Source organism: Cryobacterium sp. TMT4-10, from assembly GCF_004403275.1.
Classification (GTDB): Bacteria; Actinomycetota; Actinomycetes; order Actinomycetales; family Microbacteriaceae; genus Cryobacterium; species Cryobacterium shii.
Genome location: NZ_SOGU01000102.1, coordinates 1 through 19,977, shown reverse-complemented (window position 1 = coordinate 19,977; position 19,977 = coordinate 1). Strand labels below are relative to the sequence as shown.

The window sequence follows — 19,977 nt, the reverse complement described above, 5'->3', positions numbered from 1 at the left end:
GCCAGCTTATCTAGCAGCGGTGGGCGGCTCACATCAGGTGTGGGCGAGGCCCGCCGCTCAGAGCAAGGTCAGTCCGCTGTTTCGCTTCCAACACGCGCCCCGCATATCAACTGCTGGCTCCTCAGCGGTCACGGCCTTTGCGGGTCGCGCTCGGTGGTCAGGAACGACCCAGCAGGGAGCTCAACCCGGCTTCGCTCACAACGGGAATGCCATAGTCGCGAGCTGTGCGCGCCTTGCCCGACAAGGAGTCGGGGTCGGCCGCGACGACCAGGCGGGACTTCTTCGTCACGCCGGCTCCGGGAACAAATCCGTGCTGCGTAAGTTCGGCGTGCCAATCGGCACGCAACCGCAACATCTCACCGGTGAGAACGACGATGTCGCCCACGGTCAGCGCGAAGCGCTCCGACGAGGCGGCAGCCACCTTCGATGTCCTGGCAACCGGCGGCGCCACCAGCGCAGTCGCAACCGCCGCGGTCGGAAGCCCGAGCAGCTGCGCCACGGTGACGAGGTCGGCGATTTCGGCCTCGGTGAGAACCATGTCAACCCAGGCGATATGCACGAGGTCGTCGAAGTAACGTTCGTGCAGGGCCGCACAGGTGGCGCGGCCGATGCCGAGGTCTTCGGCGAGTTGCACGAGCGCCTGCGCCTCGTGGGTTGAGAGTTCGCGGTCGAGTAGGGCGAGGTCAAGGAGGGCCAGGTAATCCAACTGCTCAGCCGGGCCAGCGAACTCGGGGAGCTTCACCGTGATCCGGTCGAGCCATGATGCGGCCTTGACCGGTCCGGCGGGGGCAACATCGTCGCGGGAAACCCACTCTGACGCCTCTCCCAGAAAGGGTGGCCAAGGCACCGCGGCGGCGCCGGCCACGCTGCGAGCCCAGCCCGGGGCATCCGGGGCCTCGGCAATGTAGGCACCCAGCAGCCTTGCGGTCGCTACGGCATCGGCCAGGGCGCGATGCGCGTCCACGAGAGGGATGTCGTACGCGGCACAACAGTCGGAGAGCTTACGACCGGAGCCCGGGAGGAACTCGCGCGCCAGCTGCATGGTGCAGAGCGCCTCCAGCTTCAGCTCAGCTTCTTAGTCGAGCCGTTCCAGCTCCGCAAGCAGGAATCCAGTGTCAAACCGCGCATTGTGCGCTACCAGCACGCGCCCGGAGATGAGCTTGACGAGCTGGGGCGCGATCTGCTCGAAGGTCGGCGCCTGCATCACATCGGCCGCGCGAATGCGGTGGATGTCCTGCCTGCCAAGGTCGCGCCCGAGGTTGATCAGCGTGTCCCATCGGCCGGTGATACGGCCCGTTTCATCCACGTGAACGATTGCAACCCCGATGACCCGATGACTCGACTTCGCGAACAACCCGGTCGTTTCGAAGTCGATGACCGCATAGCCTTTGCCGCTGCCGGCCGTCACTTCGCTCGCATCCCTGTGCGCCGGGTGGCGGAGCCTGCCGGTCATCGGAGAGCTCCTGTCCCTATGATCCCGCCGTCTACCGCTGACACTCCAAGATAATCCGGGCTCATTCTTCAGTCCCCCAGCTGCTTGCCGATCATTTCTAATGCCAGCCTAGGTGCGCCGACATTGCTACGAACGCCTGTGATCGGCCCAGCTATCCCCAGTTGGGGGCACCGCGAATTGGAGACGAGACGGTCTCACCTAGGCTTCAGACATGACCCGACGGATGGCCGACCCAGCGTTTCGCGACGACCAGATGAGCCGAATCCACGAGCCACAGGTAAGCGCGATCAACGCGCTCTGCGATCGCCTCATGGAGGAACTGCCCGGCTACTCCGTTCCGTACATCGCACCCCACTACGGAGCCTCGACGGCCGTCATCCTCGCACTGTCTTCGAACCCCGGCCCGCAGGCCGGCGGAGCCACGGGCTCAGGCATGTTGTCACGAGAAAACAACGACGGCTCGGCCGCCCGCATGGGCGACATCTACGAGACCGTTGGCCTCACCGACGACCAGGTCGTGCCGTGGAACGCGTACCCGTGGCACGTGCACGAAACGCACCCGAACGGCCTGCCGAACCGTCTGATCGACGATGGGCTCGATGCACTCAAGCGCCTTCTCGACCTGCACCCCAACATCCAGTCCATCGTCGCCCATGGGGGCGACGCTCACCGGAGCGTTCGGCAGCTCGTGTCGAAAAAGCGATTCGGTGAGTACGCGGATGCCCGTGGGTTGAAGACCTGGAACACGCGCCACACCAGCAACCGGGCATTCATTCTGCGCGAGCCGGAAAAATCCATCGCTCTCGAGGGCGTGTGCGAGGTCTACCGCGAAGCGATGGTGCACGCCGGGCTCAAACCGATCACCGCTCTCAAGGTCGACCTGCCCGCTCCAATGACCGGGCCCGAGCTTCGAGCGGCCGCTCGGGACGAGTTGCTTCCTCTGCTACCGGGTGCGGTCGAGGCCGAGGCTCGGATCAGGGACTATGTCCACGCGCTGCCGCCGCAACGGAGTCAGCGATTGCTGGTTGAGCTTCTCTCTCGCGATCTGATTTCATAGGCCAATGAATGTCCCGTTTTCGTGACACCGCGGCATGTGAAGCTGGCCGGTCGCCACGCCGCGTAGCGGACGGCAGCCGTGCCTCGCGGCGATCTCGAGGGCTTCGTCAATGTCGTCGACTGAGAAAGTCGTCGACTGAGAAAGCGACGCGACGCATGCCAATCGCGAGTGGGGTTCGTCTCAATTGCATCGGGGGTGGATGTACTCGAAGAGTTCCGCTGGCGTTGACGCTCATCAGTTGATGATTTCCCCTCGCTCGGTCTCGCGGAGTGCTGTGAGGCGGTCCTTCCATGCCTGTAGCGCCTCGGGCGTCTGTCGCGTCCAGGCGGTGATTTCTCCGAGGACCCTGAGTGGGGCACTGCTCCGGTACGACCGGGTGGGGTTGCCGGGGAACTTCTTATCGGTCACATTCGGGTCATCCTCAAATGCCCCGGTCGGCTCGACGGCGTAGACGCGGGGGGCGCCGTCGCCCGCCGCGAGTTCGGCAGCAAGTCCAGCACCATTCGGAAGGGCGGTGAAGTAGACGTGATTCATTACGACTTCGGGACGATAGTTAGACCTGAAGCCCGCTCTCAGGAGGTCACCGTCCCGGAGATCGGCTTTTGTGCCGTGAAAGAACGGACCCTCGTCCAGCGGTTGAGTCACTGCAGCATCGTAAGCCGACGACATCCGTGCATGAAACTACCCCGTCACCACGGGCCGCCCGTCAGGATGGCGCCGAGCACGGACGGCAGCAGCTGCGACGCGCCGAAGGCGGTTGCGCACAGCGCAAGGGTGCCAACGAAGCTCCACACTCTCCGCCGCGTGCGCGCCGCGAGAACCTCGGCATCGAGCGAGGTGAAGCGCGCCAGCACGTTCTCTGTCGGCGGGAACACCGGGGCCGGCCACGTGGCCGGGTTGTCGATGATCGTGGCGAGCTCCGCCAGGTCACCGGCGTTGAGAATCACGGGACGCTTCAGGAGCCAGCGTCGCAGGGCGGCGTCGGTGGCGACTTTCACCTGTTCCGGATTCACCTTGACGGTCAACGACTTGGGGTTGACCAGGGCGAGCACGGGTTGCGCGGCCGGGAGCAGCGGCATCCGTTCTCTCAGCAGTTTCGTGACCCGCCGGCCTCGTATTCGGCGTTGCGGATGTAGGACTGCTTCTGGCCGGATACCATCAGACCTCGGCCGGCGACCCACACGGTTTTGCCCGCGTGGCGCTTCGTGTTGATGGTAAAGATGCCGCCAGGGCCGATGACGATGTGGTCGATGTCCGAGCCCTTCTTGCCGATGGGGAGGGCGTGGAAGGACGTCCACTGTGGGGGCAGGGTCGCGAGGATTTCGCCGACCACGTTCTCGCCCTTGGCGTCTAAATACCAGCTGACGCTGTCGGCGCGCAACGGAGAGTTGCCGCAGAACCGCGCGAAGGTGGTGCGTGGCGGCGTGCTGGCGTGCTGCCGCAGCAACTCCTCGCTCACCGCCTGTGCCGCGAACTCCCGGATTTCTTCGCCTGCGAGCCTGAGCCGAAGCCGGTCAGCCGTTCACCAGCGTCGTGAGGGGTCCCGAATCGACCTTGGTTTACCTGCGGAAGGTCGATTTGGGACCCCTCACAGGCGACGGTCACCATCAAGCCGGTTGGGCGTGCCGGTCACAGGCGGTCGTGGATGAAGGTTCCACCCACGACGGTTGCCATCACGGCGATGTCTGAGATCTCCTCCACCGGGCTCAACAGCGGGTTCCGGTCGAGGAACACGAAGTCGCCGAGCTTTCCGGGCCGGATGCTGCCGCGGAGCCCGGCCTCGCCGGTCGCCTCGGCGGACCCCAGGGTGTAGGCGCGAAGTGAGGCCTCCACGCTGATCCGTTCCCCGGGGCCGTAAACCTGGTCGCCGCCGTAGCGCCGTTCGACGAATGCCTGGATATTGGGCAGGACGGTCCCCGACGTCACGGGCCGATCGGAGCTGCCGGGGAGCGGTATGCCGGCTGCGATGAGCGATGCCGCCCGGTAGGACTGGTGTACGCGTTCCTCCCCGAGCGCCCGCGCCATTTCGGCGCCGAACGCGGGGACGAAACCGGGTTGGGGAACGACGACGGCGCCCACCGCCGCGAGGCGGGCGAGCTGGGCATCCGTGATGACGCCACCGTGCTCGATGCGGTTCGGGACGGAGCGTGGGCCGTAGGCCTCCCGCGCGAACTCGAACACCTCGAGGGCGAAGTCGATGGCTTCGTCACCGATGGCATGCGCGGCGATCGACCAGCCGGCGCGATATGCGGCGAGGATTCTCTGCCGCATCTCCTCGACATCCCCCTGGAAGTAGCCGTGGTTGTCCGACACGCCGGCGCAGTAGGCCTCGGACATGGCGGCGGTCAGGCCCAGCAACGAACCGTCGAGGAAGACCTTGGTCGGGCCGATCTTCAGAAAATCGTTGCCGAAGCCGGTGCGAACACCGAGATCGAGGCCCAGTGTCATGTTGTCGTCGCGGTGACCGCTCATCTCGTGCAGGGCATCCAGGGAGACCATCAGTTGCGCCCGCGCTCGAAGCACGCCCGTCTCGAGCGCCGTCTGGTAGGCGCCGAGTTCGAGGGGACTGTGCCCGATCCAGCCTCCGGCGATCCCGGCCTCCGTGAAGCTCGTGATGCCCTCCGTCGCATAGACCTGGGTTGCACGATCGATCGCGCCGACGATGCTGCCCTGGGAGTACGGGAGGAACAAGCGCTGCACGGCCTGCTGCGCGCGTTCCTCCAGCAAGCCGGTGAACCGACCCCGTTCGTCGCGGACCGCCACGGCGCCGGCCTCCTCGCGGTAATCGGCTGCGAGGAAACCGGCCAGGCCGAGCGCCGTGCTGTTGACGATGCAGGAGTGGCCGGAGTTGTGCCGAATGTAGATCGGGTTTCGCGGAGCTATGGCGTCGAGCATGTCGATGTCGGGGTAGCGTCCCCCGAACTTTTGGTGATTGAAGCCCGAGGCGACGACCCATGCGCCATCCGCACTCTCGCCGGCGCGACGCTGCAGCGCCGCGTAAACGTCGTCCATGCTGCTCTGGACGCTGAGGTCCACCTCGGTGAGCGACAACCCGAACCAGGTCGTGTGGCAATGCACGTCGTTGAACCCCGGCAGTACCGTCAGGCCGGCCGCGTCGACCTCCCGATCGGCGGTGGCCCCGTCGAGTTCCTCCCCCACTGCGACGATGCGGCCGGCTGACACTCCGACCGAGCGGGCGGCGGGCCGGTCCGCATCCATGGTCAGAATGGTGGCGTTGCGGATCAGAAGATCCAGCTTGCGTTCAGACACCGGCGACCTCGGCGACCTCGGGGACCTCGGGGACCTCGGCGGCTGTTTCGGGCACGAGGGCGACGAGGGTATCGGCGACCAGTCCCGGCCGAGGAGAGCCCTCGATCTCGACGACGTAGTTCACACCCGCCAGCACCAACCCCGATTTCGCGGACACCGAGGTCAGCGTGGCTCGCGCCCGAATGCGGGAGCCCACGGGCACAGGGGCGGGAAACCGCAACCGATCGATCCCATAGTTGATGATGTCGGACACGCCGTCGACTCGGTAGAGCTGACGGGCGAACATGCTCAGCAGCGAGACCGTGAAATAGCCGTGTGCGATCGTGACGCCGTAGCGAGAACCGCCCGCGAACGCGGGGTCGCAGTGGAGTGCCTGCCAGTCCTGGGTGACGTCGGCGAAGGCATCCACTGCCGGCTGTTCGACGGTCATCCACGGGCTGGGGCCGAGTTCTTCGCCCACCGACCCGATGAGGTCGTGGGTGGAGGAGAACACGCGCAGCGGTGCCGAGTCAGCCATGCGGGCCCCCGGCGACGTACAGGACCTGGCCCGAGACGAAACCGGAGCCCTCCCCGGCGAAGAACGCGACGGCGTCGGCCACGTCTTCGGGCGAGCCCACGCGCCGCACCGCCGTGGCCACCGCCGCGCTGGCCTGCAGCTCTTCGAAGGACACACCGATTCGTTCGGCCGTAGTGCGGGTCATGTCGGTGGCGATGAATCCGGGAGCCACGGCGTTGACCGTGACCCCGAACGGGCCCAGTTCCCAGGCCAAGGTCTTCGTGAAACCCTGGATGCCGGCCTTGGCTGCGGCGTAGTTCGCCTGGCCTCGGTTGCCCAGGGCGGAGGTGCTGGACAGGTTGACGATGCGCCCCCACTTGGCTGTGACCATGTGCTTCTGCACGGCTCGGGACATCAGGAACGCTCCGCGCAGATGCACGTTGAGCACCAGATCCCAGTCGTCGGCGCTCATCTTGAACAACATGTTGTCGCGCAGGACCCCGGCGTTGTTGACGAGGATCTGTGGTTCACCCAGGCGCGCGACGACATCCGCCACCGCCTGGTCGACTGAAGCCTCGTCGGCCACGTCGACGGCGACGGCAATCGCGTTGGCGCCCGCGCCGACCAGCTCGCGCACGGTGGATTCCGCGGCCGCCAGGTTGCGGTCGAGTACGGCCACGGCGTTGCCCTCCCGGGCCAAGCGCGCCGCGATCGCGGCCCCGATTCCCTGCGCTCCCCCGGTCACTATGGCCACGTGTCGTTCATTCTTCATGATCGTTCATCCCATCTTTTTGAGCGGTCATTACCGTTTACCTGAGCCACCGTTTACCGGAGCCTCTCGAGGGCCAGGGCCATGCCCTGGCCTCCGGCCACACACATGGCCTCCAGCCCGAACTGGCGATCGTGCACCCGCAGTGAGTGCACCAGCGTCGTTGCGATGCGTGCGCCCGTCATGCCGTAGGGATGCCCCAGGGCCAGGCTTCCGCCGTTGACGTTCACCCGGCCGGGATCGATGCCGAGATCTCGGACATTCGAAAGCACCTGCACGGCAAAGGCCTCGTTGATCTCGACTTCGTCGAAATCGGCGACGGACATCCCGAGTCGCTGAAGCAATGTGCGGATCGCCGACACCGGCCCGGTGCCCATGATCTCCGGCGAGGTGGCGGAGACACTCGTGCCGAGGATGCGCGCGAGCGGCTGGATGCCCAGTTGCTGCGCGCGTCGGTCCGACATGATGACGAGTGCCGCCGCCCCGTCGTTGAGAGGGCAGCTGTTGCCAGCGGTCACGGTTCCCCCGGGGCGGAATGCCGGCTGCAGGGCCCCGAGCCCGTCCAGGGTCGTCCCGGGCCGGGGGCTGTCGTCGGCCGAGATGACCTTCCCATCGGCTCGACGGTACGGGGTCACTTCCTCGGCCCAGAAGCCCCTCGCGTCGGCGGCCGCCGCGAGGGTTTGGCTCCGCAGCGCGAACTGGTCCTGGTCGTGCCGGCTGATCCCGGAGAGGGAGGCGACGTTCTCGGCAGTCTGACCCATCTGGATGTACACGTCGGGGAGTTGCCAGTCGAGCCGTGGATCCGTCCAGGGTTCGGCGGTCTCGGCCCGGTGTCTCGACCTCGCCGCCGCCTCCTCGAAGCGAGGGCTCCGCGAGCCGGGGAGGTTGTCGACGTCGGTCAGCGCGAAGCTCGAGATGGATTCCACTCCGGCGGCAATGAAAACGTCACCCTCACCAGACCTGATGGCGTGGGCGGCCGACCGGATGGACTGCAGCGACGAGGCACAGAACCGCGACACCGTCAGCCCGGGAACCGTGTCCCAGCCCAGTTGCACGGCGATGACCCTCGCCAGGTTGCTGCCCTGAAGGCCACCGGGTACACCGCAGCCCAGGATGATGTCCTCGACCTCCCGTGGATCGAGTGGCGGCACGGCCGCGACGGCGGCCTGGATGGCGGCGACGGCGAGGTCTTCCGGTCGTTCAGTGGCGAAGCTTCCCTTGAAGGCCCGCCCGATCGGTGTGCGCGCGGTGGCGACGATGACTGCTTCAGGCATGGGTGCCCTCCCGCCTCGGGGAGAAGCTATTTGACGGCGCGGTTGGCCTTGCCGTCGGGAACCCGGATGGCCCAGATCTCTTCAACCAGCGAGTGGATGTCGAGGTGATTCTCCGGTTCGGTCCAGGTCGGCCGGCCGTCGCAGCCGCGGAGGAGCGCCGCGGCGAGTTCCACGTGGATGTCGGCGATTTCGTCGGGCGAGTGTCGGCCGTCCACGGAGTACCAGCGCGCGACGCCGGAACACATTTCGAGAAGCGCGATTCGTGCCGCGCTTTGATCGGGGACGGTGAAGAATCCGGCTGCGACACCCTCGGCGATGGCATCAGCCCAGAATTTCTCGTAGGAGTCGCGCTGCTGAATGATGAGCATGCGATCGTCCGGCTCGAGAGCGCTGACCTGGTTGTCGACCACATTGGAGGCGTCGCGCCGGAGCGCGTGGGTGATGACGTGCATCCGCACCAGGCCGGCGAGTCGGATGCGCACGTCGTCTGATTGGGATTCGATGACGCGAGCAGCCAGGAGCAGGCGATCGAGGGCGTCCTGCATGATTTGAAAGAGCAGACGCTCCTTGGTTCCCATGTAGTGATAGAGAGTGGCGCTCGACAAATTTGCGCCTGCGGCCAGATCACGGATGCCGGTGCCGTGGAAACCGCGAACGGCGAACAGGTGCACCGCCGACTCGAGCAGTCGCTGGTGGGTGTCGTTGATTGCGGGGCTGTCCACCGATCGAACGAGGGGCTCTCGACCGAGGGGTTCGACTGAGCTGGACACGGAGACTCCTCTATTTTCGAACTGCACAGGCGGCCGCTCGGATGATCGTATCCTGCGGTGCCCGATGTCTGTCCTGATTGCGCCCCACGGATGCGGGCTGCTTCTTCATTCATGCCAGCGCCCCTCCTTCGAGTCCCAGGCGCCGCGGAGCGATCCGGCCTGGGTCAGCTCGTGTTTCGCGACTCGTTCCGAGACGGTGCGCGGCAGTTCACGCTCGACCCGCCAGTATCTCGGAACCTTGAAGTAGGCGAGTTCGGTCGCGCAGCTCGCGGACACGCTGTCGATCAGGTCCACCGCGGAAGGGGCCGGGGCTGAAGGCACGAGGTAGGCCAGCACCTCCTCGCCTCGGAGCTCGTCGGGCACGGCGACGACGGCCGCCAGCTCCACACCGGGGTGGAGGACGAGGACCTCCTCGACCTCGATCGCGGAGATGTTCTCGCCGCTTCGCCGGATCATGTCCTTCGTGCGGCCGCGGTAGTAGAGGCGTCCGAGCTCGTCTCGCTCGGCGAGGTCGCCGGTGTGGAACCAACCGCCGCGGAAGGCCCGCTCGGTCGCCTCGGCATCCTCGAAGTAGCCGGTCATCAGCCCCGCTCCGCGCAACAGGAGCTGCCCGGTTTGGCCTACCGCGCAGGGGGCCCCCGAGTCGTCGACGACGAGGGCCTCACGATGGGATCGAGGCCGCCCGAGGCATCCGGAACCCAGCAACTCGTCGTGTTCGTCGACGTCGACGAACAGGTCGGCGCCGGTTTCGGTCATCCCGAACGCTTCGTACCACGGGGCGCCCCAGCGCTCTTCGAGGGCCCGGTGAATAGAGGCCGGGATGGCAGAGGCCTGCACCGCGCGAACGCGGTTGTTCCGGTCCTCGTCGCTCGGCGGCATCTTCAGCAGCAGCGTGGGCATGAGGCCGAGGCAGTAAAAGTAGGTGACCTGGAACTCTCGCACGCTCTGCCAGAAGGTGCTCGGGTGGAACCGGTCCAGAATGACCAGCTCGACCCCGGCGAGAAGTGCGCTCGCGACGTTCCACTGCGGATCGATGTAGTGGAACGGCTGCACGGTGAGCATCACGTCGGCATCCGTCAGGTGCGGGAAGTCGTGTTGGAGCGTCCAGGCGATCGACAGCCAGTACTCGTGCGGGAGAACACACCCCTTCGGCTTGCCCGTCGTGCCTGAGGTGAACTGGATGTTCGACGTGTCCCCAGGTTTCGCCTGGTCGAGTGGAGCCGCGGGCTCCCGCGGCGAGTCCCCTGATCTCCAACCGAGCAGAAGTCCCTCGAGCGAGAAGACTTTCTCGAGCAACGGGCACCGTTCCGCTACCTGCCCGGCCAGGGACAGGAACTCCTCCACCGTCAGGAAAGCCGTCGCCCCGGCGAGGGACGCGACGTGCGTGGCGTCGGTAAGACGGTAGTTCGTGTTCATCGGCACAACGATGGCGCCCAATCGCGCGAGAGCGAGCCAGGCCGCGGGGAACTCCAGTGTGTTCTTCGCCATCAGCACCACACGGTCCCCGGCGCCGATCCCGACCGCCGAGAGCTCACCGGCAAGGTATCGGGTGACGGCCTCGACCTCGGTGAAGGACAAGGTCTCGCCGGTGGCCCCGAACCGCCACGCGGTCCGATCGGCCCACCGCTCGGCCGCCCGGGTGATCAGGTCGCCGAGGTTGCCGACTCCGTCGATGTGAGCGTCCGCACACACGCCCTGACTGCCGGCCGCCCGAACGAGGTCGTCGCCTGAGTCGATCACTGACCGCTGCCCGCCGGCCTCGACCCCGTGGTGGCGAACTGGTCGCGGGCATCCGCGGCGTCTGCGGAGTCACCGGTCAAGAGGGCGTTCTGGATTTCGAGTTTCATCGCCGTTTCGACCTGCGGGCGAACGGCGCTCTCGAACGCTTCCTTCGCGAGCGAGAGGGCGCGGTGGGGCAGCGCCAGAAGACGTCGGGCAAGTTCTTCCGCAACGCGCAGGTGGTCACCGGGCGCTGTCACTCGGTTGATCAGGCCGAGCGACTTCGCCTTCTCGGCACCGAACGTCTCACCGAGCAGGATCAGTTCCTTGGCCATCGGCAGCCCGACGGCCTGAGGGAGAAGGTAGGAGATCCCCCCGGTGACGGACAGGCCCACCGAGACCTCCGGGAATCCAAACTGCGTCCCCGCATCCGCGACGATGAAGTCACAACTCAGGGCGAATTCCATTCCCGCGCCCAGGGCGTAGCCATGGACGGCCGCGATGGACACGGTGGCCGAGTCGCGCAGCAGTCGAGTGATGCCCTGCAGCGCGTGAAGGTGCTCGAGGGCTTCCGGCGAATCCGGGGGAAGCGTCTCTGCCTTGAGGTCATGCCCCGCGCAGAACGCCCGCCCGTCGCCGGAGATCACGGTGACCAGAGCGTGTTGCGCTGCCGCCTGGTCCAATGCGCGCTTGAGATCAGCAACGAGCTGGGGTGAAGCCGCGTTGAGCCGCTCCGGCCGGTGCAGTCGAATAAAGGCGATCTGGTCCGCCATTTCGAATGTCGCGAAATGCGTGGGTACGTCAGTGCCGGTCACGTGTTCATCCTTTGTCACGTCGTGTGTGTGAGTTGTCCGATGGTCTTGCTGCAACGGCTCAGCCATCGGCCTGCAACTTGCTGAGAAAGCTTCTGGCTCGGTCTGATGCCGGTGCGTCCAGAACGATCTCCGGCGGCCCTTCTTCGGCGATGGCCCCATCTGCCAGGAGCACGACATGGTCGGCAACCTGCCGGGCGAATCTCATCTCGTGTGTGACCACGACCATGGTCATGCCTTCGTCAGCGAGTTCGCGCATAACTTGCAGCACCTCACCGACCAGCTCGGGGTCCAGGGCCGAAGTCGGCTCGTCGAACAGCATGAGCTTCGGCGTCATCGCCAACGCACGCGCGATGGCGACGCGCTGCTGCTGACCGCCCGAGAGGGCGCTCGGGTAGCTGTTCGCCTTCTCACCGAGACCCACCCGGAACAGCAGCTTCGCGGCTCGATCATGCGCCTCGCTCTTAGACCGCTTGCCCACAACGACCTGCGCCATCGTGATGTTCTCCAACGCCGTGAGGTGCGGAAAGAGGTTGAACGATTGGAAGACCATGCCGACGTGCTCACGCATGTGGTTCAGGGAACGCTCCCGGTATTCGAGACGTACTCCGTCGATTTCGACGGTGCCCGACGTCAGGCGTTCCAGGCCGTTGATACACCTGAGCAGGGTGCTCTTGCCCGCGCCGGATGGGCCGATCAGCACGGCCACCTCGCCCGCCCGCACTTCGAGATCGACGTTATTGAGGACGACGTTGTCCCCGAACTTCTTTGTGGCTCCGGTGATCCGAACCCGTGGCTGACCATCAATTTGAGTCATTGTTCTAACCTCGCTTCTGGAAGTAGCGTTCGACCTTGCCGGCGAAGAATGTCATCGCGCCAACCATTGCCAGGTAATAGAGGCTGACGATCGCGTAGTAGGTGAGTGGCTGGAACGTTGCCGCGGACAAGCGCTGCGCGGTCATGAAGAGTTCATCAACGGTGATGAAGGATGCGACGGCGCTGTCCTTGAGGGACACGATCGCCTGGTTCACCAGCGCCGGGACAACGACGCGGAGAGCCTGCGGTGCGACCACCCTGCTCATGGTGGCCACCCTGCTCATGCCTAGTGAACGAGATGCCTCGACCTGGCCGTTGTGAACGGAGTTGATGCCCGAGCGGAAGATCTCAGCGACGTAGGCGGAGCTGTGCACGCTCAGCCCGATTGCCGCGGCCGTGAAGGCATCCACTTTGAAAACGGAGACGATGCCGAAGTAGATGACGAAGAGCAAGGCGATGAGGGGTATCCCTCGGACGACGGCCAGATATCCGGTCGCGAACCGTGAGAATGCCGGGATGCTGCTCATCTTCATGGCCACGATGATTGCGCCGAGGATGACCGAAAAAACGAGCGTGAGTGCGGTGAGGCCAATCGTCACCGACAGGCCCTTGAGCAATGCTGGCGAACTGGCAATCAGGGCGTTCAGGAATTCCAATGGGTCTGCTTTCGTTCGGTGCGAGAGAAGAAACTGGGTTGCTGCCCGGTGGAGGGCAGCAACCCCACTTCTGCTAGCTGATGTCGGTCGCGAACCACTTCATGCTGATTTTTTTGTAGGTGCCGTCGTCGTGCATCGTCTTGAGCGCAGCGTTGATCGCGCTGAGGAGCTTGGGGTTGTCCTTGCTCACCGGGATCGAGGCGACGTCGGGGAAGAGGACGTCGCCCACAGCCTCGGCCTTGAGTCCGGCAGACTTGGCGAGGAACCGGCCCATGAAGCCCTGAGTGATGACAGCGTCAACACGGCCGGCCTCGAGGTCCCTGAGCGCATCGATGTCGGCCTGGTAGGTCTTGACCTCACCGACGCCGTCGAGGCCGTGAGCGAACTCTTCAAACGTCGTGCCCAGGGCCACTCCCACCTTGGCATCCTTGAGGCCGGTCACATCCTTGATCGAGGACCCCTTGGCCACGAAGAGCTGGGCGCCGGTGGAGTAGTACGGGTCAGAGAAGTCCACCTCCTTCTTGCGCTCATCCGTGCTCGCCATTGAGCCGATGATGGCGTCGTAGCGGTTGCCGACCAGGCCGGCGATGAGGGTGTTGAATGCGCCCGTGACGGGTGCTGCCTCGAGGCCGAGCTCTTTGGCCACCGCGGTGCACACGTCGACGTCAAAGCCGACGAGCTTGTTGGACTCATCGTAGAAATTGAAAGGGCGGTATTCGCCACTCATTGCGCAGGTCAGTTTTCCTGAAGCGACGACACTGACGGATTTGGGCTTGTCGGCGGCCGAGGCCGCGTCCGCGCCCGCGCCCGCGGCGGTTGGAGCGCAAGCGCTCAGGGAGACGAGCAGAGTGGCGGCCATCGTCGCGCCGAGGATGCGGCGGTGCATCGCGGAGAGTTGGTGTCGCTTGGTCATGGGGTCACTACTTTCTGTCCAGGTGCAGGGGGAATAGAGAGGAAAGCCGTGCAAGGGTCTAGAACGTATTCCTCGATCGATCGATCGATCGAATCAAGGGTTGATTTACCATATAGTCGAAATACGGTTCCGGCAAGACAAATTTTTCCGGGCCCCGAACCGGAGGAGTGCCATGACTTATGAAAACCGTTTCGACCTGTCGCTACGCTGGGCCGACATGGACGTTTACCGCCACGTGAACAATGTCGAGTTCTTCCGCCTCCTCGAAGAAGCCCGCGCTCGACTCTTCCTCCGGTCGGATGACGCATCCGAGATACTGGCCGGCGGCATCGTCGTAGCGAGTCAGCGCCTCGACTACCTGCGCCCGCTCCCTTATCGCACCGACCCCGTCACAGTCGGCCTGACCATAGCCGCGATAGGGCGGTCTTCCTTCACCCTGGACTGCCGGGTCTTCGACTCAGGTGAAGGCGCGGAGGATCGCGTGTACGCAGCCGGCTCGGTGGTGATGGTTGCCTTTGATGAGCAGGCGGAGCGGCCGCGTGCCCTGCAACCCACGGAGCGCTCCTGGCTGGAGCGTCGGAGTCAGACTGCCTGACCCAGGACCCGTTCGACACTCGCGGCCGGAGCGAGTCGCCGGCCGGTCCGGCTGTCAGGAAGAGGCCCTCGATCTGCGGCGGCGATCGCCAGGGCCATCAAGGACCTCGCTGCATATTGGGCCGCCGGAAGTCGGCAACGGCGCCGCAGCCATGGCGGACGCCAGGGCGGTGCGGTTTTCAGCCTGACGGGTCCCAAATCGACTTTCAATCGCCTCGGGAAGGTCGATTTAGGACCCCTCACGGCGGGCTGAACGGATGCCTACCGGCCCGGCCCACGGCATCCGTCGCTACACAGAGGCGAGGGCTTCCTCCAGCTCTGCCGGAGCAGGGAGTCGCACGATGACGGGGGTTGCGTTGCCCAGGTTGTCCGAGACGGGGCAGCGAAGTCCGGCCAGGCGGAGTACCTCGTCGAGTTCGGCGGTGCTGGCGTCTGAATCGAAGTCGGCGGTGAGCTCGATGCCCTGGAATCCCGCCCGGTTTTCGGTGGGCAGCGCCATCAGCCGCGAGGGGTCCAGCTCGCCCTTGACCGTGAGCCGCAACGACCGCACATCAACGCCCTGCTCTTTGGCGACGAGATGGATGACGACGTTCATGCAGCCGGCGAGGGAGGCTAGGGCGTATTCGACCGGATTGGGCCCGGCGTCCTCACCTCCGAACATGGCGGGCTCGTCGATGATGAACGAGAAATCCCGCACCGAAACTGCGAGCTTGGTCGGCGATTCCGAAGTTCCCGTGACGGTGACCTTGAGTGGCTTGACGGACATGTGTTCTCTCCTCTGAGAAATGCACTGCCGCCCTCAGCGAGAACGCCAGCGCCCTTTCAGGCTACGCCCATGCAACACGGAGAAACGACGATTGGAGGCGCCCGACCGGGCAGTCACCGGCCCCGCTCAGCCGCCTTCTGCACAGGAGCCCCCTGCTCAGCCGTGCGAACCAATTCGACGGAGATTTTGGGCCGATGTGCTCTGACAGCCAAAAAATAGCTGCTTCAGGCACATTCTCGCGAGAATCTCCGTCGAATTCGTTAGGGGGCTGGGGCGGGAGCTACCCCGCGCACCACACCCCGGACTGCATGGTCGCCGTGACGCGCAGCCCGGCGTCGAGCACGATCAGGTCGGCGCGGTTGCCGGCGGCGAGGCGTCCTCGGTCGTGGAGGCCGACCATGTCGGCCGGGTTCTGGGTGGCCGCCTGCACCGCCAGGTGCAGCGGCACGCCGGCGATGTGCACGGCGTAGCGAACCGCTGCGCTCAGGGTGAGCACTCTGCCGGCGATCGTGCCGTCGGTCAGACGCGCCTCGCCGTCGGCGACGTGAACGTCGAGACCGCCGAGCTTGTAGTCGCCGTCGTGCGCGACGGTTGTACCGGCTGCGGCCATGGCATCCGTCACGAAGACGGGCCGCGAGGGGCTCTCGATGATGAAGCGCACCACGGCGGGGTGCAGGTGCACGCCATCGGCGATCAGCTCGGCGAAGACGTTCGGGCCTTTCAGCAGGGCGGCCAGGGCCGGACTCCCGGTGGTGCATCGGGCGCATGGCGTTGAAGACGTGCGTGCCGGCCGTAGCCCCGGCGGCGATGGCCTGCCGGGTCAGGTCGTACGTCGCATCCGTGTGCCCGATCGCAGCCACGGCCCCGGTGCTGACACTCCTCGGCCGCAGCGAAGAACCCGGCTACCTCGAGAACTACGGCCCGGTCGACCCCGACACCGCCCGCGACCTCGCCTCGCGAGCGCCGAGCTTCACCCGCATCCTGATCCATCCAGAGACCGGCATCTTGCTCTCGGTCGGCCGGGGTGAGGGTGGGCGGGGTCATGAGGTGACTTTAGCGAACGGCCGGGCCGGGCATCCGTCTCGCGGTGCGCGGATTTGTCGCCCGGGTCCGGTGTTGGGGATAGCGCCTGGTCAGAAAGGGGCGTCGTCGGGCAGCGGTGGCCGGGCGAGCCTGAAAGGCCGGGGCGAGCCGGGACCGATCTGGGCTCTGACCTCGGCGGCAACGGGAGCGCCAACCTGACCACCACCCGCGGCGCCAACCGGAGCGCCAACTTGAGCAGCAGTCTGGGCGCCAACGGGGGCACCAACCTGGGCGGCAGCGGAGGGCGCACCCGGTGGGGCGATCCAGGTGGCCGGTTGAGTCTCGAAGTCGCGCCCGGTGGGTGAATTCCAGATGAGGATGCCGCCCGGCTTCTGCTTCACCGTCCACGACGTCTCGGTTTTCAGGGTCTGGCTCGACCGCCAGAGGTGCGCGAGGTTATCGTCGGCGGTTTGGCCGAGGTCTTGCCACTCCCGGCTGTGGTCCAGGTCGGCGCCGCGCGCGGGCTGGTTGCAGCCGGGGAAGCGGCAGGTTTCGTCTCGGAGGCGGAGGAAGCGTCGCATCCGTTTGGGTACCTTGTAGCTGTGCCGGCCGACCGAGAGCACGATGCCGGTCTCTGGATGGATCAGGATGCGGGTGAAGCTGGGCGCTCGCGAGGCGAGGTCGCGGGCGGTGTCGGGGTCGATCGGCCCGTAGTTCTCGAGGTAGCCGGGTTCTTCGCTGCGGCCGAGGAGTGTCAGCACCGGGACCGTGATCTGGACGGTGGCTCGGATGCCCGCCGCGAGTCCGGCCGGGGTGACCCCGTCGATCAGCAGGTCACTGAGCACGTCCGTGCGCAGTTGGGTCAGAGAGCGCTTCTCCTCCGGCCCCTGCAGGCTGCGGGCGGTGTCGTTCGCCCGGTTGAAGATGGCATGCACGGTCTCGGTGCTCGTGGTCAGGCTCAGCGTCGCCATCCCGTCGGTCTCGGCCTGCAGCCAGGACGTGCGTTCCGAGAAGGATTTCTCCTTGCGGGCGGCGATCGATTCGGGGTGCAGGCGTTCCCGGAGCATCCGTGCCTGGTGTTTGAGTTTGGCCGCCGTCAGGGTGCGCGCGGCGGGGAGCAGCGACTGCTCGAAGGCCGGCAACGCGTCGGCGGGCACCGAGCAGGCCTGGCCGATCACGGCCTGGGCGTGCTGGTAGCTGATCTCACCGGCGTGCAGCGCGGCGAGGGTGCCGGGGAGATCTTCGACCAGGGCCCGTGACTCGGCGATCAGGTTCTCGGCGGTGGGTTCGGGGATGCGCAGGGTGCACGCCAGTTCGCTCGAGAATTCGCGGTGGGCGATCTCGTGCGGGTCCCACCGGGAGTTTGCCCTGCGTGGAGTGTTGGCGGCGTTCGCCTCGCTGAACCGGCGCGCCTCGTCAATCATGTCTGCCCTCTTCGCGGCGTCCCGCGCGAGACTCCGGTGCACGGCGGCGATCGCGTCGAATCGCGTGCCGAGCTGCGCCTGAGAGATGCTCACCGAAGAGGTCATGCCCATCACATTAGGGGACACCACTGACACCCGGTCGTGGTCCAAAATAGGTGCGAATAGGCTGGTCAAATTTACATTGTGGAGGGATGGCGGGGAAGGGGGGAACACAAGGCCGGCCCGTAACGACCAGCCCACCGCGGCATCGCCAAGGTGAGAGACTTGAACATCGACGGGCCCAGGCTGGCAAAGCCAAAGCAAGCGTAGCGACGTGCGCCCAGGGCGCACGGCCGGGAAAAGCTCAACGTGCGCGTCGCTCCCGGATGACCGCGAAGAACCGCAGTAGCCTTCCCGCATGAAAGCGAGCGATTCTCAGCAGTCCGTGACCGCTAAGGGGGTCAGAGGCGTCCTGGCTAGCCCGCCCTGGTTGGTGCGCGATGTCGTGGTCGCCCTCGTCGTCGGGATAGCAGCCGGCGTCATCTCCGGGCTCCTTACGACCGAGGCGCAGCGGGACATTGATGACCAGCGTTCGGATCGCGAGCGTGCAGCCGCTGAGACGCTGGCGGGTCAGTCCTACCGGCTGGAGAACCTTCGATTCGTGCGAGACCGGTCCTCAGACGACGCTCGCGGACGCCCGTACAACGGTTTAGACCTGCAGGGAATGGAATTGAGCGGGCTCTCCCTGACGGGCGCGGACTTCAGAAACGCGAATCTCAATGCAGCGGCCTTTCGCGATTCGGACCTCCGCGGAGCCGACTTCGCGTACAGCGACATCGGTGGCACGGACTTTTTCGGTGCGAAACTAACGGGCGCCGCATTCGTTCGCACAGAGTTTGCCCGTAAGCACGGGCCTGCCTTGACTTTCTTCGCCGCCACGCTGGTCCACGCCAAGTTGATGGAGATGAAAATCGTCGACGTAGACCATGCAGATCTCACTGAGGCGATGCTTTACGGCTCGGACCTCACTGAGGCCAGCTTCATCGACACGAATCTCACGGGAGTTTGCTACGACGTGGGTACGACGTGGCCGAAAGACTTCAATCCACCGCCGACGGGTGACCCCAAGGCCTGCGGTCGGGGCCATGTGACCGATTTCTTCGCGGCTCGGGGTACTGCGATTCCTGATGAGTACCTTGGGCCGGGCAGCGATTTCGACACGGAATAGGCAGCGAGCGGATGCCACGCCGCGCCTTGAGGGGTCCCAAATCGACCTTCAATCGCCCCGGGAAGGTCGATTCGGGACCCCTCACGGATTCGGCCGAGTGTCAGCCGCGGACGCCGGCGCGAACCGTCAAGGCTGCCCGTTCAGGGATCCGGCGACGGCTCCCGCTCCGGGAAACGGCAGCGTCGTCGGCGGCGTCGGAAGCGTTCGAAGCGGCGTCGTCGGCGTCGGCAGCGGCGGCGGAACCAGCTCGCGCAGGAAGGTGACGTTGGGATTGGCGTTCGGCAGGGCATCCGTCACCTCGCGCAGCGCCTGCTCGATCGGCACGCCCCGGTGCCTCGCCGCGTAGAGCGCCCCGACCGTGGGCGTGCGGCTGATCGCCTGCACACAGTGCACGAATACGGTGCGACCCTCCGCCCGCAGCGCCGCGATCGCGTCGACCGTGTCCTCGAGCACGAAGGTGAGGTTGGGGTTGGCCCGCGGATCGACCTCGTCGACCAGCCAGACCGCGACCCGATTCTCGGCACGGATGCGATCAGGCACCTGGCTGCGCCCGACCCGGCAGAGCGACACGACGGCGTCGATCTCGGCCGGGAGGTCGTCGAGGATACCGACTGCGCCGAGCCAGACACCGTCGTCGTGCGGGTGCCGCACCAGGGTGGAGATGTCGCCGGAGGTGGCGTAGGCGAGGTGGTCGGCGGTGGGCCAGGTGGTCGCGACGCGGTCCTTGCGCGCGCGACGGTCGAGCACGGCCGGGTCTCGGCGCTCGGGGGCACCGGCTTCGCGCCGGTCGGGGGTGGCCGGGTCGCGGCGCTCGGGCAGGTCACCGTTGCGGCGTGATCGTCCGCCGTCGGCGCGCGCGGCCAGCACGCCCTGCCGCACCAGCTCGTCGGAGCGCAGCCCGTTCGGCCAGCCGTGCACGATCCGGCGCCACGCGGCCGGCACCGCGGATGCCCCGTAG

General features: G+C 66.1%; 22 protein-coding genes and 1 pseudogene. 3 read left to right on the top strand and 20 right to left on the bottom strand.

Features of this window, described 5'->3' with window-relative positions:
- Nucleotides 1–157: 157 nt before the first annotated feature.
- Together E3T42_RS15805 and E3T42_RS15800 are read right to left on the bottom strand one after the other, a co-directional pair.
- The gene (locus E3T42_RS15805; RefSeq protein WP_134403357.1) at nt 158–1,042 is read right to left on the bottom strand and encodes a DNA polymerase III subunit epsilon; all 885 of its coding nucleotides are present in this window, start codon (nt 1,040–1,042) and stop codon (nt 158–160) included.
- A 33-nt stretch (nt 1,043–1,075) separates the two neighbouring features.
- Nucleotides 1,076–1,453: a PolC-type DNA polymerase III gene (locus E3T42_RS15800; RefSeq protein ID WP_134403356.1), complete on the bottom strand. Its 378-nt coding sequence runs from the start codon at nt 1,451–1,453 to the stop codon at nt 1,076–1,078.
- A gap of 211 nt (nt 1,454–1,664) precedes the next feature.
- On the opposite strand from E3T42_RS15800, the gene E3T42_RS15795 reads away from it, so the two are divergent.
- The gene (locus E3T42_RS15795; protein WP_134403355.1) at nt 1,665–2,510 is read left to right on the top strand and encodes a uracil-DNA glycosylase; all 846 of its coding nucleotides are present in this window, start codon (nt 1,665–1,667) and stop codon (nt 2,508–2,510) included.
- Nucleotides 2,511–2,558: 48 nt separating this feature from the next.
- Here E3T42_RS15795 and E3T42_RS17690 read toward each other — a convergent pair.
- From E3T42_RS17690 to E3T42_RS15730, 14 genes and pseudogenes are all read right to left on the bottom strand, one after another.
- Nucleotides 2,559–2,726, bottom strand: a pseudogene (locus E3T42_RS17690) (VOC family protein); the annotation flags it as partial.
- Between the two features lie 18 nt (nt 2,727–2,744).
- Nucleotides 2,745–3,179: an NAD(+)--rifampin ADP-ribosyltransferase gene (gene arr, locus E3T42_RS15790; RefSeq protein ID WP_370262669.1), complete on the bottom strand. Its 435-nt coding sequence runs from the start codon at nt 3,177–3,179 to the stop codon at nt 2,745–2,747.
- 20 nt (nt 3,180–3,199) lie between these two features.
- A complete protein-coding gene (locus tag E3T42_RS15785; protein ID WP_134365518.1) occupies nt 3,200–3,589 on the bottom strand; it encodes a hypothetical protein in 390 nt (129 codons plus the stop codon).
- Nucleotides 3,590–3,597: 8 nt separating this feature from the next.
- Nucleotides 3,598–3,969, bottom strand: a complete 372-nt coding sequence (locus E3T42_RS15780; RefSeq protein ID WP_166805349.1) for a nuclease-related domain-containing protein — start codon at nt 3,967–3,969, stop codon at nt 3,598–3,600.
- Between the two features lie 170 nt (nt 3,970–4,139).
- Nucleotides 4,140–5,780, bottom strand: coding sequence for an amidohydrolase (locus E3T42_RS15775; protein WP_241976248.1), 1,641 nt, complete (start codon nt 5,778–5,780; stop codon nt 4,140–4,142).
- On the bottom strand, nt 5,773–6,297 hold the full coding sequence (locus E3T42_RS15770) for a MaoC family dehydratase (protein ID WP_134403353.1): 525 nt from the start codon (nt 6,295–6,297) through the stop codon (nt 5,773–5,775). Before E3T42_RS15770 ends, E3T42_RS15775 begins: the two co-directional genes overlap by 8 nt.
- Complete coding sequence (gene fabG / locus E3T42_RS15765; RefSeq protein WP_241976246.1) at nt 6,290–7,048, bottom strand: 3-oxoacyl-ACP reductase FabG; 759 nt, start codon at nt 7,046–7,048, stop codon at nt 6,290–6,292. The genes E3T42_RS15770 and fabG overlap by 8 nt, the downstream gene beginning before the upstream one ends.
- 53 nt (nt 7,049–7,101) lie before the next feature.
- The gene (locus tag E3T42_RS15760) at nt 7,102–8,319 is read right to left on the bottom strand and encodes an acetyl-CoA C-acetyltransferase (RefSeq protein ID WP_134365522.1); all 1,218 of its coding nucleotides are present in this window, start codon (nt 8,317–8,319) and stop codon (nt 7,102–7,104) included.
- 26 nt (nt 8,320–8,345) lie between these two features.
- Complete coding sequence (locus tag E3T42_RS15755) at nt 8,346–9,089, bottom strand: TetR/AcrR family transcriptional regulator (protein ID WP_160141098.1); 744 nt, start codon at nt 9,087–9,089, stop codon at nt 8,346–8,348.
- A 105-nt stretch (nt 9,090–9,194) separates the two neighbouring features.
- Entirely contained in the window at nt 9,195–10,829 is a 1,635-nt protein-coding gene (locus E3T42_RS15750) for an AMP-binding protein (protein WP_241976244.1), read from the bottom strand.
- Nucleotides 10,826–11,623, bottom strand: coding sequence for an enoyl-CoA hydratase/isomerase family protein (locus E3T42_RS15745; protein WP_198415957.1), 798 nt, complete (start codon nt 11,621–11,623; stop codon nt 10,826–10,828). The genes E3T42_RS15750 and E3T42_RS15745 overlap by 4 nt, the downstream gene beginning before the upstream one ends.
- Nucleotides 11,624–11,681: 58 nt before the next feature.
- Nucleotides 11,682–12,437: an amino acid ABC transporter ATP-binding protein gene (locus E3T42_RS15740; protein WP_134365524.1), complete on the bottom strand. Its 756-nt coding sequence runs from the start codon at nt 12,435–12,437 to the stop codon at nt 11,682–11,684.
- Nucleotides 12,438–12,441: 4 nt separating this feature from the next.
- On the bottom strand, nt 12,442–13,092 hold the full coding sequence (locus E3T42_RS15735) for an amino acid ABC transporter permease (RefSeq protein WP_134365525.1): 651 nt from the start codon (nt 13,090–13,092) through the stop codon (nt 12,442–12,444).
- 73 nt (nt 13,093–13,165) lie between these two features.
- Nucleotides 13,166–14,005 (bottom strand): transporter substrate-binding domain-containing protein, encoded by an 840-nt coding sequence (locus tag E3T42_RS15730; RefSeq protein WP_134403352.1) that lies wholly within the window; start codon nt 14,003–14,005, stop codon nt 13,166–13,168.
- A 172-nt stretch (nt 14,006–14,177) separates the two neighbouring features.
- Between E3T42_RS15730 and E3T42_RS15725 the strand changes: the two genes are divergently transcribed.
- Nucleotides 14,178–14,600: a thioesterase family protein gene (locus tag E3T42_RS15725; protein WP_134365527.1), complete on the top strand. Its 423-nt coding sequence runs from the start codon at nt 14,178–14,180 to the stop codon at nt 14,598–14,600.
- Nucleotides 14,601–14,888: 288 nt separating this feature from the next.
- On the opposite strand, the gene E3T42_RS15720 is transcribed toward E3T42_RS15725, so the two are convergent.
- The 3 genes from E3T42_RS15720 to E3T42_RS15710 all read right to left on the bottom strand — a co-directional run bounded on the left by E3T42_RS15720 (nt 14,889) and on the right by E3T42_RS15710 (nt 17,917).
- A complete protein-coding gene (locus tag E3T42_RS15720) occupies nt 14,889–15,365 on the bottom strand; it encodes an OsmC family protein (protein WP_134365528.1) in 477 nt (158 codons plus the stop codon).
- Nucleotides 15,366–15,645: 280 nt separating this feature from the next.
- A complete protein-coding gene (locus tag E3T42_RS17030; RefSeq protein WP_198415959.1) occupies nt 15,646–16,047 on the bottom strand; it encodes an amidohydrolase family protein in 402 nt (133 codons plus the stop codon).
- 451 nt (nt 16,048–16,498) lie between these two features.
- Nucleotides 16,499–17,917 (bottom strand): HNH endonuclease signature motif containing protein, encoded by a 1,419-nt coding sequence (locus tag E3T42_RS15710; protein WP_160141097.1) that lies wholly within the window; start codon nt 17,915–17,917, stop codon nt 16,499–16,501.
- Nucleotides 17,918–18,209: 292 nt separating this feature from the next.
- Here E3T42_RS15710 and E3T42_RS15705 point away from each other — a divergent pair, with 292 nt between their 5' ends.
- A complete protein-coding gene (locus E3T42_RS15705) occupies nt 18,210–19,019 on the top strand; it encodes a pentapeptide repeat-containing protein (protein WP_134403350.1) in 810 nt (269 codons plus the stop codon).
- A 126-nt stretch (nt 19,020–19,145) separates the two neighbouring features.
- Here the strand turns inward: E3T42_RS15705 and E3T42_RS15700 are convergent.
- Nucleotides 19,146–19,977: dual specificity protein phosphatase family protein (locus E3T42_RS15700; RefSeq protein ID WP_166805348.1), on the bottom strand; the 832-nt coding region annotated here is incomplete at its 5' end.

Excerpts from the sequence above, each read along its gene's own strand:
- E3T42_RS15805 (WP_134403357.1), bottom strand. The coding sequence starts at position 1,042 with ATGCAGCTGGCGCGCGAGTTCCTCCCGGGCTCCGGTCGTAAGCTCTCC.
- E3T42_RS15800 (WP_134403356.1), bottom strand. The coding sequence starts at position 1,453 with ATGACCGGCAGGCTCCGCCACCCGGCGCACAGGGATGCGAGCGAAGTG.
- E3T42_RS15795 (WP_134403355.1), top strand. The coding sequence starts at position 1,665 with ATGACCCGACGGATGGCCGACCCAGCGTTTCGCGACGACCAGATGAGC.
- arr (WP_370262669.1), bottom strand. The coding sequence starts at position 3,179 with ATGTCGTCGGCTTACGATGCTGCAGTGACTCAACCGCTGGACGAGGGT.
- E3T42_RS15785 (WP_134365518.1), bottom strand. The coding sequence starts at position 3,589 with ATGCCGCTGCTCCCGGCCGCGCAACCCGTGCTCGCCCTGGTCAACCCC.
- E3T42_RS15770 (WP_134403353.1), bottom strand. The coding sequence starts at position 6,297 with ATGGCTGACTCGGCACCGCTGCGCGTGTTCTCCTCCACCCACGACCTC.
- fabG (WP_241976246.1), bottom strand. The coding sequence starts at position 7,048 with ATGAAGAATGAACGACACGTGGCCATAGTGACCGGGGGAGCGCAGGGA.
- E3T42_RS15760 (WP_134365522.1), bottom strand. The coding sequence starts at position 8,319 with ATGCCTGAAGCAGTCATCGTCGCCACCGCGCGCACACCGATCGGGCGG.
- E3T42_RS15740 (WP_134365524.1), bottom strand. The coding sequence starts at position 12,437 with ATGACTCAAATTGATGGTCAGCCACGGGTTCGGATCACCGGAGCCACA.
- E3T42_RS15730 (WP_134403352.1), bottom strand. The coding sequence starts at position 14,005 with ATGACCAAGCGACACCAACTCTCCGCGATGCACCGCCGCATCCTCGGC.
- E3T42_RS15725 (WP_134365527.1), top strand. The coding sequence starts at position 14,178 with ATGACTTATGAAAACCGTTTCGACCTGTCGCTACGCTGGGCCGACATG.
- E3T42_RS15720 (WP_134365528.1), bottom strand. The coding sequence starts at position 15,365 with ATGTCCGTCAAGCCACTCAAGGTCACCGTCACGGGAACTTCGGAATCG.
- E3T42_RS15710 (WP_160141097.1), bottom strand. The coding sequence starts at position 17,917 with ATGACCTCTTCGGTGAGCATCTCTCAGGCGCAGCTCGGCACGCGATTC.
- E3T42_RS15705 (WP_134403350.1), top strand. The coding sequence starts at position 18,210 with ATGAAAGCGAGCGATTCTCAGCAGTCCGTGACCGCTAAGGGGGTCAGA.